This window comes from Pantoea sp. Cy-639, assembly GCF_011752525.1.
Classification (GTDB): domain Bacteria; phylum Pseudomonadota; class Gammaproteobacteria; order Pseudomonadales; family Pseudomonadaceae; genus Aquipseudomonas.
Window position 1 is genome coordinate 351,660 of record NZ_VWXI01000003.1, and the last position, 13,926, is coordinate 365,585.

General features: G+C 67.2%; 13 protein-coding genes and 1 riboswitch. Of the genes, 9 read left to right on the forward strand and 4 right to left on the reverse strand.

The genetic code is table 11. The features are described from left to right. The first annotated feature begins 52 nt into the window (after positions 1-52). The 5 genes from F3J43_RS05975 to F3J43_RS05995 all read left to right on the forward strand — a co-directional run bounded on the left by F3J43_RS05975 (position 53) and on the right by F3J43_RS05995 (position 5,602). Positions 53-1,108, forward strand: a complete 1,056-nt coding sequence (locus F3J43_RS05975; RefSeq protein WP_166883892.1) for an agmatine deiminase family protein — start codon at positions 53-55, stop codon at positions 1,106-1,108. Beyond that, positions 1,105-2,001 carry an N-carbamoylputrescine amidase gene (aguB, locus tag F3J43_RS05980; RefSeq protein ID WP_166883893.1) on the forward strand — a complete coding sequence of 299 codons (897 nt, stop codon included), beginning with the start codon at positions 1,105-1,107 and terminating at the stop codon, positions 1,999-2,001. The genes F3J43_RS05975 and aguB overlap by 4 nt, the downstream gene beginning before the upstream one ends. A 3-nt stretch (positions 2,002-2,004) precedes the next feature. Beyond that, complete coding sequence (locus tag F3J43_RS05985) at positions 2,005-3,099, forward strand: extracellular solute-binding protein (protein WP_166883894.1); 1,095 nt, start codon at positions 2,005-2,007, stop codon at positions 3,097-3,099. 3 nt (positions 3,100-3,102) lie between these two features. Next, positions 3,103-4,227 (forward strand): agmatine deiminase family protein, encoded by a 1,125-nt coding sequence (locus F3J43_RS05990; RefSeq protein ID WP_166883895.1) that lies wholly within the window; start codon positions 3,103-3,105, stop codon positions 4,225-4,227. A gap of 196 nt (positions 4,228-4,423) precedes the next feature. Then, positions 4,424-5,602 (forward strand): acetyl-CoA C-acetyltransferase, encoded by a 1,179-nt coding sequence (locus F3J43_RS05995; protein WP_166883896.1) that lies wholly within the window; start codon positions 4,424-4,426, stop codon positions 5,600-5,602. Between the two features lie 73 nt (positions 5,603-5,675). On the opposite strand, the gene F3J43_RS06000 is transcribed toward F3J43_RS05995, so the two are convergent. Further along, positions 5,676-6,218 carry a nucleotidyltransferase family protein gene (locus F3J43_RS06000; protein WP_166883604.1) on the reverse strand — a complete coding sequence of 181 codons (543 nt, stop codon included), beginning with the start codon at positions 6,216-6,218 and terminating at the stop codon, positions 5,676-5,678. A 191-nt stretch (positions 6,219-6,409) separates the two neighbouring features. On the opposite strand from F3J43_RS06000, the gene F3J43_RS06010 reads away from it, so the two are divergent. Then, positions 6,410-7,366 carry an arsenic resistance protein gene (locus F3J43_RS06010; protein ID WP_166883897.1) on the forward strand — a complete coding sequence of 319 codons (957 nt, stop codon included), beginning with the start codon at positions 6,410-6,412 and terminating at the stop codon, positions 7,364-7,366. Between the two features lie 56 nt (positions 7,367-7,422). On the opposite strand, the gene F3J43_RS06015 is transcribed toward F3J43_RS06010, so the two are convergent. Beyond that, complete coding sequence (locus F3J43_RS06015; protein WP_166883898.1) at positions 7,423-7,947, reverse strand: histidine phosphatase family protein; 525 nt, start codon at positions 7,945-7,947, stop codon at positions 7,423-7,425. A 15-nt stretch (positions 7,948-7,962) separates the two neighbouring features. Beyond that, positions 7,963-8,088: riboswitch (cobalamin riboswitch) on the forward strand. Positions 8,089-8,125: 37 nt separating this feature from the next. Between F3J43_RS06015 and F3J43_RS06020 the strand changes: the two genes are divergently transcribed. Together F3J43_RS06020 and F3J43_RS06025 are read left to right on the forward strand one after the other, a co-directional pair. Further along, positions 8,126-8,344, forward strand: coding sequence for a CbtB domain-containing protein (locus F3J43_RS06020; protein WP_166883899.1), 219 nt, complete (start codon positions 8,126-8,128; stop codon positions 8,342-8,344). Between the two features lie 14 nt (positions 8,345-8,358). Beyond that, the gene (locus tag F3J43_RS06025; protein ID WP_166883900.1) at positions 8,359-9,120 is read left to right on the forward strand and encodes a CbtA family protein; all 762 of its coding nucleotides are present in this window, start codon (positions 8,359-8,361) and stop codon (positions 9,118-9,120) included. A 48-nt stretch (positions 9,121-9,168) separates the two neighbouring features. Here the strand turns inward: F3J43_RS06025 and F3J43_RS06030 are convergent, their stop codons facing one another. After that, positions 9,169-9,825: an epoxyqueuosine reductase QueH gene (locus F3J43_RS06030; protein ID WP_166883901.1), complete on the reverse strand. Its 657-nt coding sequence runs from the start codon at positions 9,823-9,825 to the stop codon at positions 9,169-9,171. A gap of 66 nt (positions 9,826-9,891) precedes the next feature. Further along, positions 9,892-12,180, reverse strand: coding sequence for a 5-methyltetrahydropteroyltriglutamate--homocysteine S-methyltransferase (gene metE, locus F3J43_RS06035; RefSeq protein ID WP_166883902.1), 2,289 nt, complete (start codon positions 12,178-12,180; stop codon positions 9,892-9,894). Positions 12,181-12,432: 252 nt separating this feature from the next. Here metE and F3J43_RS06040 point away from each other — a divergent pair, with 252 nt between their 5' ends. Continuing rightward, positions 12,433-13,920 (forward strand): methylenetetrahydrofolate reductase C-terminal domain-containing protein, encoded by a 1,488-nt coding sequence (locus tag F3J43_RS06040; protein ID WP_166883903.1) that lies wholly within the window; start codon positions 12,433-12,435, stop codon positions 13,918-13,920. Positions 13,921-13,926 lie beyond the last annotated feature (6 nt).

The window sequence follows — 13,926 nt, forward strand, 5'->3', positions numbered from 1 at the left end:
CCCGCGACGGCGGGCTTCGTTGATAAAAATCCCTAATAGATCGGAGTTCTCTATGGACCTGTCCCACGACAGCGGCTGGCGCATGCCTGCCGAATGGGCCCGCCACACCGCCACCTGGATGATCTGGCCGCACAACCGACCACTGTGGGAATCGGGCTGGGGCGTGAGCCTGGCCGATGTACAGCGCGATTATGCCCGGGTGGCCAGCGCCATCGCCCGCTTCGAGCCGGTGAAGATGGTGGTCGACCCCAGCGCCATGGCCACCGCCCGCGACCTGTGCGGCCCGGGCATCGAACTGGTCGAACTGGCCGTGGACGACAGCTGGTGCCGCGACAGCGGGCCAAGCTTCCTGGTGCACCCGCGGCACGGAGTCGCCGGCCTGAGCTGGCGCTTCAACGCCTGGGGCAACAAGTCCGAGCACGGCAAGGACCGCAGCCTGGCCCGGCGCATCCTCGACCACCTCGGTGTCGAAGGCCTGAGCACCCCGCTGTGCAACGAAGGCGGCGCGATCCACGTCGACGGCGAAGGCACCCTGGTCACCACCGAATCGGTGCTGCTCAACCCCAACCGCAACCCGGGCCTGAGCAAGGCCGACTTCGAAGACTGCTTCGCCCGCCTGCTGGGCATCCGCAAGACCATCTGGCTGCCCGGCGACCCGCAGTACGTCACCGGCGACATGACCGACGGCCACGTCGATGGCGTATGCGCCTTCGCCCGCCCCGGCGTGCTGCTGGTGGACGCCACCCACGACAAGGGCTCGGTGTACGCCGAGGTGGCGCGCGAGAACCGCCGCGCCCTGGAACTGGCCCGCGACGCCCAGGGCCGCGCCTTCGAGCTGCTCGACCTGTACGAAGCCAGCGCCGCCGTCGACAGCGACGCCGAAGTGTTCTGCGCCTCGTACACCAACTTCTACCTGGCCAACGGCGCGGTAATCATGCCGGCCTACGGCATCGACGCCGACCAGGCAGCCGCCGAGCAGCTCGCCCGGGCCTTCCCCGGCCGTGAAGTGGTGCCGGTGCGCATCGACCATATCGCCCATGGCGGCGGCGGTATCCACTGCATCACCCAGCAGCAGCCGGCCTGGCCGCTGCAAGGAGTGCGCCCATGACCGTGCTGCGTATCGCCACCACGCAGATGGCCTGCGGCTGGGACCTGCCGGCCAACCTCGCGCGCGCCGAGCAACTGGTGCGCCAGGCCGCCGCCCAAGGCGCCCAGGTGATCCTGCTGCAGGAGCTGTTCGCCACGCCGTACTTCTGCATCGAGCAATGCCACAGCCACCAGGCGCTGGCCGAGACCTACCCCGACAGCCCGCTGCTGCGCCGCTTCGCGGCCCTGGCCAGAGAGCTCGGCGTGGTCCTGCCGCTGAGCTGGTACGAACGGGCCGGCAACGCCTTCTTCAACTCGCTGACCGTGGCCGACGCCGACGGCCAGCTGCTGGGGGTGTACCGCAAGAGCCATATCCCCAACGCCATCGGCTATCAGGAAAAGGAATACTTCAGCCCCGGCGACACCGGCTTCAAGGTCTGGGACACCGCCTTCGGCCGCCTGGGCATCGGCATCTGCTGGGACCAGTGGTTCCCCGAGACCGCGCGCTGCCTGGCGCTGATGGGCGCCGAGGTGCTGCTGTTCCCCACCGCCATCGGCTCGGAGCCCGGCGCCGCCGGGCTCGACTCGCGCGACCACTGGCAGGTGGCGATGCGCGGCCACGCCGCCGCCAACCTGCTGCCGGTGGTGGCAGCCAACCGCATCGGCGAGGAAGTGGCCGCCAGCGACGCCAGCCTGTCGATGCGCTTCTACGGCTCGTCGTTCATCTGCGACCACAAGGGCGCCCTGCTGGCCGAAGCCGACCGCGACAGCAGCGGCATCTGGCTGCACGACCTGGACCTGGCGCTGATGCGCGAAGACCGCCTGAGCTGGGGCATCTACCGCGACCGCCGCCCCGACCTGTACGCGCCGCTGCTGACCCTCGACGGCCGTACCCCATCGACCGCGAGGACCTGAGCCATGCCACGGCGTCCATCGAAACTGCTCGCCATCGCCGCCCTGCTGGCCTGCGCCGGCGGCGCCCACGCCGAGCAGGAGGCCCTGCGCCTGTACAACTGGGCCGACTATTTTGCCGAGGACACCCTCAAGCGCTTCACCGCCGAGACCGGCATCCCGGTGATCTACGACGTCATGGACGCCAGCGAGGTGCTCGAGGCCAAGCTGATGTCCGGACGCAGCGGCTACGACCTGATCTTCCCCGGCGACACCGTCGCCGAGCGGTTGATGCGCGCCGGCAGCCTGCAACCACTGGACCGCGCCCGATTGACTGCCCTGGGCGATATCGAGCCCGGCCTGCGCAAGCTGCACGAGCAGTACCCCAAGGCCAGCCAGGCCACCGTTCCCTACACCTGGGGCAGCATCGGCCTGACCCTGGACGCCAGGAAGATCCGCGAGCGCCTGCCCGACGCCCCGCTGGACAGCCTCGACCTGCTGTTCAAGCCGGAACTGGCGGCCAGGTTCGCCGACTGCGGCATCTCGATGATCGACTCGCCCGACGAAGTGCTCGCCGTGGTCCTCCACTACCTGGGCCGCGAGCCGCGCAGCGCCAGGCCTGAAGACCTGGCCGCCGCCAGCGCGTTGCTCAAGGGCATCCGCCCCTACGTGCGCAAGCTGCAGTCGCAACCGGTGACCGAGCTGGTCAACGGCAACACCTGCCTGTCGCTGGGCTACAGCGGCGACGTGATCCAGGCCCAGCGCGCCGCCGAGGCCGCCGGCAAGACCATCGACTTCCAGTACCGCGTGCCCCGCGAAGGCACCACGGTGTGGATGGACACCATGGCCATTCCCGCCGACGCCAGGCACCCGGAGTACGCCTATCGTTTCATCAACTTCGTCATGCGCCCCGAGAACATGGCCGCGATCAGCGACTTCACCGGCTACCCCACCGCCAGCGCCAAGGCCCGCCCCCTGGTTGACGCGCGCCTGCGCGACAACCCGGACATCTACCTCGACGAGGCCACCTACGCCCGGCTGATCCCGGGCAAGGACATCCCCCAGGCCGACATGCGTGCGCGCATGCGCGTCTGGACCCGCTTCAAGACTGCACAGGACTGAACCATGCCCACCCGTAGAACCTTTCTCCAACAGCTGACCGTGGTCGCCGGCCTCGGCGCCGTCGCCAGCGTCGGCCTGCCCCTGGGCCGCGCCCACGCCAGCACCCGCGCAGCCGAGCGCTGGTTCATGCCCGACGAGGGCGAGGCCCAGCAGCGCGCCTTCATCGCCTTCGGCGCCCAGGACGCGATCTGGGAAGACTTCACCGCAGATGTGCAGGCCGCCCTCGGGCGCATCGCCCGGGCCATCGCCGCGTTCCAGCCGGTCACCGTGTTCTGCCGGGCCAGCGAGCGCGACATCGCCGAAGCAGCCTGCGGCCGTCACAACATCAGCTATGTCGAGACCGAACTGGACGACATCTGGATGCGCGACATCGGCGCCAATTTCGTGGTCGACGACGACGGCGCGCTGGGCGCGGTGGACTTCAACTTCAACGGCTGGGGTGGCAAGCAACGCCACCGCCACGACAGCAAGCTGGCGGCCCGCGTCGCCAAGCTGGCTGGCGCCCAGTACCAACGCAGCGAGCTGGTCGGCGAAGGCGGCGCCATCGAGGTCGACGGCCACGGCACCGGGATCATGACCGAGAGCAGCTGGATCAACAGCAACCGCAACCCGGGCTGGAGCAAGGCCCAGGTCGAGGAAGAACTCAAGGCACGCCTGGGGCTGCGCAAGATCATCTGGCTGCCGGGCATCAAGGGCAAGGACATCACCGACGCCCATGTCGACTTCTACGCGCGCTTTGCGGCGCCGGGCGTGGTGGTGGCGAACCTGGACAACGACCCGGACGCCTACGACCACGACGTGACCCGCGCGCACCTGGCGATCCTGCAGAACGCCACCGATGCCGATGGCCGCAAGTTGCAGGTCCACACCCTGGCGCCGCCACTGAAGCCACGCCGCAGCCCGTTCAACCAGGACAACCCGGATTTCGCCGCAGGCTACATCAACTACTTCGTGATCAATGGCGCGGTGATTGCCCCGCAGTTCGGCGATCACAGTGCCGACGAGAAAGCCCGGGCGCTGCTCGCCCAACTGTACCCAGGGCGCAAGGTCGTGCAGCTGGATATCGATGCGATTGCCGCAGGCGGCGGCGGGATCCACTGCGTGACCAACCAGTGCCCGGCCGTCTGACGGGCGCGTTCGTCCCCCCTGCCTGCGACGGGTCGCCAAGCGTCCCCGCAGGCCAGCGCTTCCCTGGCCCCGACATGCCGCGAAGGGCTGGCGCATTCATTTGCTTTTCCGATCAATCGCTAAGAAAAACAAACTTCCCAAATGAGCGCTGGGCGGGGATGCTGTGGCGATCGTGCCCGCATTCCGGAGAACAACAATGAACGAAGTCGTCATCGTCGCCGCCACCCGCACTGCCATCGGCAGCTTCCAGGGGGCCCTGGCCAACGTGTCCGCCGTCGAGCTGGGCGCCGCGGTGATCCGCCAGTTGCTGGCCCAGACCCAACTGGACCCGACCCAGGTCGACGAAGTGATCCTCGGCCAGGTGCTTACCGCCGGCGCCGGCCAGAACCCCGCTCGCCAGGCCGCGGTCAAGGCTGGCCTGCCCTATGAGGTGCCCGCGCTGACCCTGAACAAGGTCTGCGGCTCGGGCCTCAAGGCCCTGCACCTGGGCGCCCAGGCCATCCGCTGCGGCGATGCCGACGTCGTGATCGCCGGTGGCCAGGAAAGCATGAGCCTGGCGCCCTATGTACTGCCTTCGGCCCGCACCGGCCAACGCATGGGCCATGGCCAGCTGGTCGACAGCATGATCACCGACGGCCTGTGGGATGCCTTCAACGACTACCACATGGGCATCACCGCCGAGAACCTGGTGGAGAAATACAGCCTGACCCGCGAACAGCAGGACGCCTTCGCCGCCGAGTCCCAGCGCAAGGCCGTGGCCGCCATCGAGGCCGGACGCTTCAAGGCCGAGATCACGCCGATCCATATCCCGCAGAAAAAAGGCGAGGCACTGGTGTTCGACACCGACGAGCAGCCACGCCCTGGCACCAGCGCCGAGTCCCTGGGCAAGCTGCGCGCCGCGTTCAAGAAAGATGGCAGTGTCACCGCCGGCAACGCCTCCAGCCTCAACGACGGCGCCGCTGCGGTGCTGCTGATGAGCGCCGCCAAGGCCAAGGCCCTGGGCCTGCCGGTACTGGCGAAGATCGCCGCCTACGCCAGCGCCGGCGTCGACCCGGCGATCATGGGCATCGGCCCGGTGTCGGCGACCCAGCGTTGCCTGGACAAGGCCGGCTGGCAGCTCGGTGAACTGGACCTGATCGAGGCCAACGAAGCGTTCGCCGCCCAGGCCCTGGCGGTGGGCAAGCAGCTGGAATGGGATGCAGCGAAGGTCAACGTCAACGGTGGCGCCATTGCCCTCGGTCACCCGATCGGCGCATCGGGTTGCCGGGTACTGGTGACCCTGCTGCACGAGATGATCAAGCGCGATGCGAAGAAGGGCCTGGCCACCCTGTGCATCGGCGGTGGCCAAGGCGTGGCGCTGGCCATCGAGCGTTAAGTCACTGCTGGCGTTGCTCCGACCGACGCCCTCGCGGGGCAAGCCCCGCGAGGGCCATAACAGGCAGTCCTGCTCAGCCGGATACCCGCAATCCCGGCCAACGCGCCAGCCAGTCCTTGTCGCGAACCCGCGCGGCCATCACCTCGGCCTTGCCCGGGGTCGAGCGCAGCGTCAGGTCGAACAGATCCTCCAGCCCCAGCGGCGCCAGGACTTCGCAACCGTCGCCCGCCGTGCGCCGTACCGCCACGGCCGTGGCGGTCTCCGGCCAATACCGCATGGCATCAGCGGTCGAAACATACGGCGCCTGGCCATTACGCAGGTGCATCCGCGCCTGGTTCTTCACCGACCACACCACCTGCGGCGCCCAGGCCCGCAACTGGGCTTGCAGGCGCACGTCCTCGCCAGGGTCCATGCGCGAACGGTCGAACCACAGCACATCCACATCACCGCCCGGCGCGCTCGCGGCGCGGCCATGCAGGTGATCCCACACGGCATTGCGCACGAAGCCTGCGCCGATCCAGCAATCCGGCAGACGCAAACGCCGGACCAGCGCCAGCAGATGCCAGCGCAACGCATCGTTGTGGATAACCGAACGGACCTGTTGCTCGAGACTCACCTCAGAAACGCTCGTCACGCAGCACCGGCACGGTGATAGTGTCGCCGGCACCTCCCAGCCCCTCGACCAGTGCCCGTCCCAAGCCCTTGCTCGCGCCCACCACCAGAATTCGCATCGCATCACTCCCTATGGACTGCGCCAGATAGTACCCTCTGCGACCCAGTGATTCAGTCGGAAATACCAGGACGCCCGTGGACAGAGAGCAACTCGAACGCAACCAGATTCCCCTGTACTTCATCGCCGTGGCGCTCGCCGCCGCCGTCGGCCTGCTCGCGCCGGACATGGCGCAGCCGCTGGAGCGACTGGTGACCCCAGCCATCGCCGTGCTGATGTACGCGATGTTCCTGCAGATCCCGTTTCTCGACCTGCGTGCCGGCCTGGGCAACCGGCGCTTCATCGGCGCGCTGCTGCTGGCCAACTTCGTGCTGGTGCCGCTGCTGGTGTGGGCCGCTACCCGGGGGCTGAGCGATCACCCGGCGGTGCTGGTCGGCGCGCTGCTGGTACTGCTGACGCCATGCATCGACTACGTGGTGGTGTTCACCCATCTCGGCAAGGGTGATGCGCGCCTGACCCTGGCGGCCACGCCGGTGTTGCTGCTGGTGCAACTGGCGCTGCTGCCGCTGTACCTGGCACTGATGCTCGGCGGTGTTGCCCAGGTCGAGATTGCCGCGGCGCCGTTCATCGAAGCCTTCGTGCTGCTGATCATGCTGCCATTGCTGCTGGCCGTGGCCACCAGCGCCGGGGCTCGGCGCTCATCGCTGATGGCCAAGTGGAACGACGCCTGGGCGTGGTTGCCGGTGCCGGCCATGGCGCTGGTGCTGGTAGCGGTGATCGGCTCGCAGATCGGCGGGGTGGCCAGCCGCCTGGACGACCTGCTGCCGGTGCTGCCGGTGTACGTCGGCTTTGCCCTGCTGGCGCCGCTATTGGGGATGCTGGCAGCGCGGCTGTTCAAGTTGTCCACAGGGGCCGCGCGGGCGGTGACCTTCAGCGCCGCGACACGCAATTCGCTGGTGGTACTGCCGCTGGCGCTGGCGCTGCCGGAATCGGTGCGGGCGCTGGCAGCGGCGGCAGTAATCACCCAGACGCTGGTGGAACTGGTGAGTGAACTGGTCTATGTCCGTGTGGTGCCGGCGTTGGTGCGGGGGTAGGCATGCCCTGGGGGCGCTGCTTCGCAGCCCCCGTGATACTGGCCAAGACCACCTGATCAGCCCACCTGCATCCGCCACTTGCCATACCGGCTGAAGCACACCCGCGCCAGCGGCGACACATCGATCCGGTGGAACACCTCGAGGGGCGCCCCGAGCGCATGCAGCATCGCCGCGCGAATGACGAACGGGTGGGTAATGCCAACCCAGTCCCCCTCGCCCAACGCCGTGTCCATCCAGTGACCAACACGCAGGCACAAGGCCGCAATGGACTCCCCCCCATGAGGCGTAGCATGCGGATCGCTCAGCCAGGCCTGCAATGCCTGCTGGTCCAGCCGCTTGAGCGGCATCCCCTTCCAGTTGCCGAAATCAGCGTCACGCAGCCCCTCGTCGACCCTCGCCGACAAGCCATCGGCAGTCTGTCGGGCCCGCCGCTCAGGAGCGCTCAGGCAATGGGCAGCGCCGAACACCCGCCCTGGCACATCCGCAGGATCCCGCAACGGCTCATCGTCGAGCGCAAAGCGCCCCACCCGCTGCGCCTCGGTCAGGCCATGGCAGACGAGCGTCAGCTGAATGGGCTTCATGTTCGATCCTTCATGCATGGCTGGAACCGCTACGGTGTATTATTTTGTTACGAATTGGGAAACCGGTGAAACCCCGGTGCGGTCGCGCCACTGTAATCGACTTCGAGAGCCAGACCCCAATGCCGTCCACCATCACAACAACATCCTGACCGAACGCGTCATTCTCCAGGAGCCTCGCATGTCCACCACCGTTGCCACCCAACCCGACAGCGATCTTTCGCTGCCTTCGCTGCCACTGGCCGAGATCCTGCCCTGGGCGATCTTCGCCGGCCTGCTCCTGCTGCTGGCGATCTACTTCGTCGGCGCCGAACAAGGCGCCACCTCGCTGATCTCGGGCACCTACGTGCATGAGTTCGTGCACGACGGCCGCCACCTGCTGGGCTTCCCCTGCCACTGACCGAGGAGCGTGACATGACTGGCAATCTGCTGCTGCGCGGCATGCTCGCCGGGCTGCTGGCGGGCGTGCTCGCCTTCGGTTTCGCCAAGGTGTTCGGCGAACCCCCGGTCGACCAGGCCATCGCCTTCGAGGAAAGCATGGCCCACAGCCATGCCCACGACGACGGCGCCGCCGAAGAGGAAGAAGAACTGGTGAGCCGCGAGGTGCAGGGCGGTCTCGGGCTGTTCACCGGCATCGTGGCCTACAGCGTGGCCATAGGCGGCCTGTTCGCCCTGGCATTCGCCTTCGCCATGGGCCGCATGGGCAGCCTGAAGATCGGCCCACGCGGTCTGGCGGCGATCCTGGCGCTGCTGGCATTCATCAGCGTGATCCTGGTGCCGGGCCTGAAATACCCGGCCAACCCACCGTCGGTCGGTGATCCCGAGACCATCCGTCAGCGCACCAAGCTGTTCTTCCTGATGCTGGTGGTATCGCTGGCCGCGCTGGTGGTGGCGGTGAACCTGTTCCGCAAGCTGCTCGCCCGTCACGGCGGCTGGACCGCCGCGGTGCTGGCCATCGTGCTGTACGGGGTGATCATGGCGGTGGCCGGCAAGCTGTTCCCGGCCATCAACGAAGTGCCCGAGCAGTTCTCCGCCACCTTGCTGTGGCAGTTCCGCGTGGTCTCGCTGGGCATCCATGTGGTGCTGTGGACCGTGCTGGGCCTCGCGTTCGGCTGGCTGGCCCAAGGCCCTGTGCTGGCCCCCCGGGTGAAGCACGACGCCCGCCTGCGCTCCTGAACACCAGCCATCGCCCCGCTGACGCGCCCCCGCGCCAGCGGGTTCGCGCTAGCGCTCGTCATCACCGTAGTACTGCACGCCGATGCGGATGATGTCCCGCCCTTGCGCCTTGCGCTGGTGATTGGTGTCGCGCAGCGAATAGATGCAACCGCAGTATTCCTGCTGGTAGAAGCGCTCGCGCTTGCTGATCTCGACCATCCGCGCCGCGCCGCCGCCCTTGCGCCAGTTGTAGTCCCAATAGGTGATACCGGGGTACTTGGCCGCCGAACGATGGCCGCAGCCGTTGATCTGCTGCATGTCCTTCCAGCGTGAGATGCCCAACGAGCTGCTGATCACCGTGAAGCCGTGCTCATGGGCGTACAAGGCGGTGCGCTCGAAACGCATGTCGAAGCACATCGTGCAGCGCACCCCGCGCTCGGGCTCGTGCTCCATGCCCTTGGCCCTCTCGAACCAGTTGTCGGTGTCGTAGTCGGCATCGACAAAGGGCACGCCGTGCTGTTCGGCGAAGCGGATGTTTTCTTCCTTGCGCAGCAGGTATTCGCGCTCGGGATGGATATTGGGGTTGTAGAAGAAGATCGTGTAGTCGATCCCCGAAGCACTGATGGCTTCCATCACCTCACCGGAGCACGGGGCGCAGCAGGAGTGCAGCAGCAGGCGCTCAGCCCCTTCCGGCAAGGTCAGTTTCGGTCGGTCGATCGGGTTCATGCGGGTTTTCCTCTGAAACGGGAAACGGGACGCCTGGCGTCCCGTCGGTAGTCTTGCCTCGATGAGTCAGGCTGTGGCGCGCAGTTGGCGAGCCGCAGCGACCATGTTCACCAAGGCCGCCTCGGTCTCCGGCCAGGCGCGGGTTTTCAGCCCGCAATCCGGATTGACCCACAGGCGTTCGGCCGGAATACGCCGGGCGGCCTTGCTCAGCAAGGTGACGATCTCGTCCTTGCTCGGCACCCGTGGCGAATGGATATCGTAGACACCCGGGCCGATCTCGTTCGGGTAGTCGAAGCGCTCGAACGCCTCCAGCAGCTCCATGTCCGAACGCGAGGTCTCGATGGTGATGACATCGGCATCCATCGCCGCGATCGACTCGATCACATCGTTGAACTCGCTGTAGCACATGTGGGTGTGGATCTGCGTTTGGTCACGCACGCCCGAGGCGCACAGGCGGAAGGCTTCGGTCGCCCAGTCCAGGTAGTGGCCCCAGGCACTGCGGCGCAGCGGCAGGCCTTCGCGGAACGCAGCCTCGTCGATCTGCACGATCCTGATGCCCGCCGCCTCCAGGTCGAGCACCTCGTCGCGGATCGCCAGCGCCAGCTGACGCGCCTGCACCTCGCGGCTGACGTCCTCACGCGGGAACGACCACATCAGCATGGTCACAGGGCCGGTCAGCATGCCCTTCATCACCTTGTCGGTCAGGCCCTGGGCATAGCTGATCCAGTCCACCGTCATGGCCTTCGGGCGGCTCAGGTCAGCGAAGATCACCGCCGGCTTCACGCAGCGCGAGCCGTAGCTCTGCACCCAGCCAAAGCGGGTGAACACATAGCCGTCCAGTTGCTCGGCGAAGTACTCGACCATGTCGTTGCGCTCGGCCTCGCCGTGCACCAGCACGTCCAGCCCCAACTGCTCCTGGATCTGCACCGCATGGCGGATCTCGCTATGCATTGCCTCGACATAGTCGCCTTCGGTCAGCTTGCCCTGCTTGTAGGCCTGGCGCGCCAGGCGGATCGCCGAAGTCTGCGGGAACGAGCCGATGGTGGTAGTCGGAAACGCCGGCAGGTCGAGCCCGGCGCGCTGCTTGACGATGCGCTGGGCAAAGGCCGAGGACCGCTGGCTGTCAGCCGGCCTGATCGCCGCCACCCGCGCCTGTACCGCAGGCTTGTGGATACGCGGCGAGGTGGCACGTGCCTGCTGCACGGCGCGGCTCTGGGCCAGCGCGGCGACCACCGTGGCGGCCTCGGGCTGGTTGATCGCCCTGGCCAGCAGCGCCACTTCCTGGCATTTCTGCACGGCGAAGGCCAGCCAGCTCTTGAGTTCCTCGTCGAGCTGGTCTTCACGCTCAAGGTCCACCGGGCTATGCAGCAGCGAGCACGACGGCGCGACCCACAACCGCTCGCCCAGGCGCTCGTGGGCATGGCGCAGCACCTCCAGCGCCTGCTCCAGGTCGCAGCGCCAGACGTTGCGACCGTTCACCAGGCCCAGCGACAGCACCTTGTAGGCCGGCAGGCGATCGAGAATGGTCGGATACTGCTCCGGGGCCCGTACCAGGTCGATGTGCAGGCCTTCCACCGGCAGGTTGGCAGCCAGGCCGAGGTTGTCTTCCAGGCCGCCGAAATAGGTAGCCACCAGTTTTTTCAGCGGCGCGCGCTGGAGGATGTTGTAGACCCGCTCGTAGGCATTCTTCCAGGCCTGTGGCAGGTCGAGGGCGAGGATCGGCTCATCGATCTGCACCCACTCCACCCCCTGGACAGCCAGGCGGTTGAAGATCTGGTCGTACAGCGGCAGCAGGCGGTCGAGCAGGTCTAGCTTGTCGAACTCGGCACCCTTGGCCTTGCCCAGCCACAGGTAGGTCAACGGGCCGATCACCACTGGCTTGACGGCGTGGCCCAGGGCCCGGGCCTCCTCGACCTCCTCGAACAACTGCTCCCAGCTCAGGGCGAACTGCTGGTCGGCGCTGAACTCAGGGACCAGGTAGTGGTAGTTGGTGTCGAACCACTTGGTCATTTCCTGGGCGTGGGCGCCGTTACAGCAGCTGTCGCTGCGGCCTCGGGCCATGGCGAACAGGGTTTGCAGGCTCGGCTTGGCACCGTCCCTGGCACGGAATCGCTCGGGAACCACGCCGAAGGTCAGCGAGTGGGTCAGCACCTGGTCGTACCAGGCGAAGTCGCCGACCGGCAGCAACTCGATACCGGCGGCCTTCTGCAACTGCCAGTGCGCGGCACGCAGACCACGACCCACGGCACGCAGGCCAGCCTCGTCGAGCTCGCCCTTCCAGAACGCCTCCAGGGCCTTCTTCAGCTCACGGTCGCGGCCGATACGCGGGAAACCCAGGTTATGTGCCAGTGCCATGTCGTCGTCCCTCGATCCTGAAAATGAATGAGGGCATTCTGCGAGGCCGAGAAAAATGAGACAAACTCATAAAATTTGAGATGAACTCAAGATTCGCTCATGATCAGCGACGCCCTTGCTGCAGGAGTCGGGGCTGCGGTATAGAGCCTCGTGAATGTCTCAACCAGTACAATCCCCCGCGCAATCAGACATGCCCCGCCCGCCAACCTGCTGCACACTGCCACCCTGCCCCGACCCGGTAGCCCGCACCCCATGAGCCTGCTGAAAACGACCCTGGACGCCAACGCCTTCGCCTGCATCCTGGAATTCGTCCCCAAGCCCAGCGCCGAGCGTTTCGCCACCCTCGAAACCCTCATGGCCCGCACCCAGCTGTGCGGCTGGCCGCTGACCGTGGCCATCGGCGACCGCGTCGGCAGCGCCCTGGACCAGTCCCCCCTGGACGCCTTCGCCAGCCTGTCCAGGCCCGTCCCCGCCCTGCTGCACTTCTCCGGCAAGGACCGCGAGCGCCACGACCTGCTCAGCCAACTGCAGCACATGGACGCCGCCGGCCTCGACCAGTTGCTGCTGCTCACCGGCGACCGCCTGCCCGGCCACACCCCAGGCCAACGCCCGGTGCGCTATCTCGAGTCCGTCGCCGCCCTGCAGATCGTCCGCCAGGCCCGCCCGCACTGGTTGCTGGCCGCTGCGCTCAATCCGTTCAAGTACCAGGAAGCCGAAGGCGGCGCGCAGTACTGCAAGGCCGAAAAGAAGCTCGCCGCCGGTGCCGACCTGCTGATCCTGCAGCTCGGCTTCGATATCGACAAACACCGCGAAGCCCTCGACTGGATGCAGCGCCAGCCCCGGCCCAAGCCGCTGATCGCCTGCATCATGGCCCTTACCGAAGGCCGCGCCGCCATGCTCGAGCACGTCGCCGGGGTGACTGTCACCCCCTCGATGCGCACCCTGCTCGCCGCCGAGGCCGCCGTGTCCAAGGCGTACGCAAAAGACCGCGCCAACCAGCGCCTGGCCTTGCAGGTGATCGGCCTGAAGCTGATGGGCTATGCCGGCGTGCACCTGTCCGGCATTCACGAGCTCGCGCAGTTCGAAGCGCTGGAGCAAGCCATCGCCACCCTGCAATCACGGTTCAGCACACTGGAAGACTGGGCCCCAGCCTGGCAAGCCGCCTGGCAGGCCCCCGACCAGCCCCCGGTCACCTTCCACCCGCCCGGCCATGCCTGGCGCCTTGGCCAACGCGAAATCAACGCCTCGAAACCGGCAAAGGCCCGCTATCACCTGCTGTCGGCGATGCACCATCAGCTGTTCAGCCGCACCACGCCGCTGAGCAAGGCCTTCGGCTGGGCCGTGACCCGACCGCTATGGCGTAGCCCCTGGGGCGCCCACTGGCTGCATCGACTGGAGCGAGGCGTGAAACGCCCGATGGTCGGCTGTGACACCTGTGGCAGTTGCCGGCTGGAGGACACCCTCTACATCTGCCCCGAAACCTGCCCCAAAGGCCTGGCGAACGGCCCCTGCGGCGGCACGCAACTGGACCGTTGCGAGTTCGGCGACCGCGAGTGCGTGCACAGCGCCAAGTACCGGCTGGCGGTGAGCGTGGGCCGGACGGATGTACTGCGCGAACGGCTGATCCCCTGCGTGCAGGTGGAGCATCGGCATCGCAGTTCATGGCCGCTGTGGTTCGCTGCCACCAGCGCCACGCCAGCGGCCAGCCAGGTGAATGCCGAGCCGGAATTCAACGACTGACCGGTA

Excerpts from the sequence above, each read along its gene's own strand:
- F3J43_RS06040 (WP_166883903.1), top strand. The coding sequence starts at position 12,433 with ATGAGCCTGCTGAAAACGACCCTGGACGCCAACGCCTTCGCCTGCATC.
- metE (WP_166883902.1), bottom strand. The coding sequence starts at position 12,180 with ATGGCACTGGCACATAACCTGGGTTTCCCGCGTATCGGCCGCGACCGT.
- F3J43_RS06015 (WP_166883898.1), bottom strand. The coding sequence starts at position 7,947 with ATGAAGCCCATTCAGCTGACGCTCGTCTGCCATGGCCTGACCGAGGCG.
- F3J43_RS05975 (WP_166883892.1), top strand. The coding sequence starts at position 53 with ATGGACCTGTCCCACGACAGCGGCTGGCGCATGCCTGCCGAATGGGCC.
- F3J43_RS06025 (WP_166883900.1), top strand. The coding sequence starts at position 8,359 with ATGACTGGCAATCTGCTGCTGCGCGGCATGCTCGCCGGGCTGCTGGCG.
- F3J43_RS05990 (WP_166883895.1), top strand. The coding sequence starts at position 3,103 with ATGCCCACCCGTAGAACCTTTCTCCAACAGCTGACCGTGGTCGCCGGC.
- F3J43_RS05985 (WP_166883894.1), top strand. The coding sequence starts at position 2,005 with ATGCCACGGCGTCCATCGAAACTGCTCGCCATCGCCGCCCTGCTGGCC.
- F3J43_RS06030 (WP_166883901.1), bottom strand. The coding sequence starts at position 9,825 with ATGAACCCGATCGACCGACCGAAACTGACCTTGCCGGAAGGGGCTGAG.
- F3J43_RS05995 (WP_166883896.1), top strand. The coding sequence starts at position 4,424 with ATGAACGAAGTCGTCATCGTCGCCGCCACCCGCACTGCCATCGGCAGC.
- F3J43_RS06020 (WP_166883899.1), top strand. The coding sequence starts at position 8,126 with ATGTCCACCACCGTTGCCACCCAACCCGACAGCGATCTTTCGCTGCCT.
- aguB (WP_166883893.1), top strand. The coding sequence starts at position 1,105 with ATGACCGTGCTGCGTATCGCCACCACGCAGATGGCCTGCGGCTGGGAC.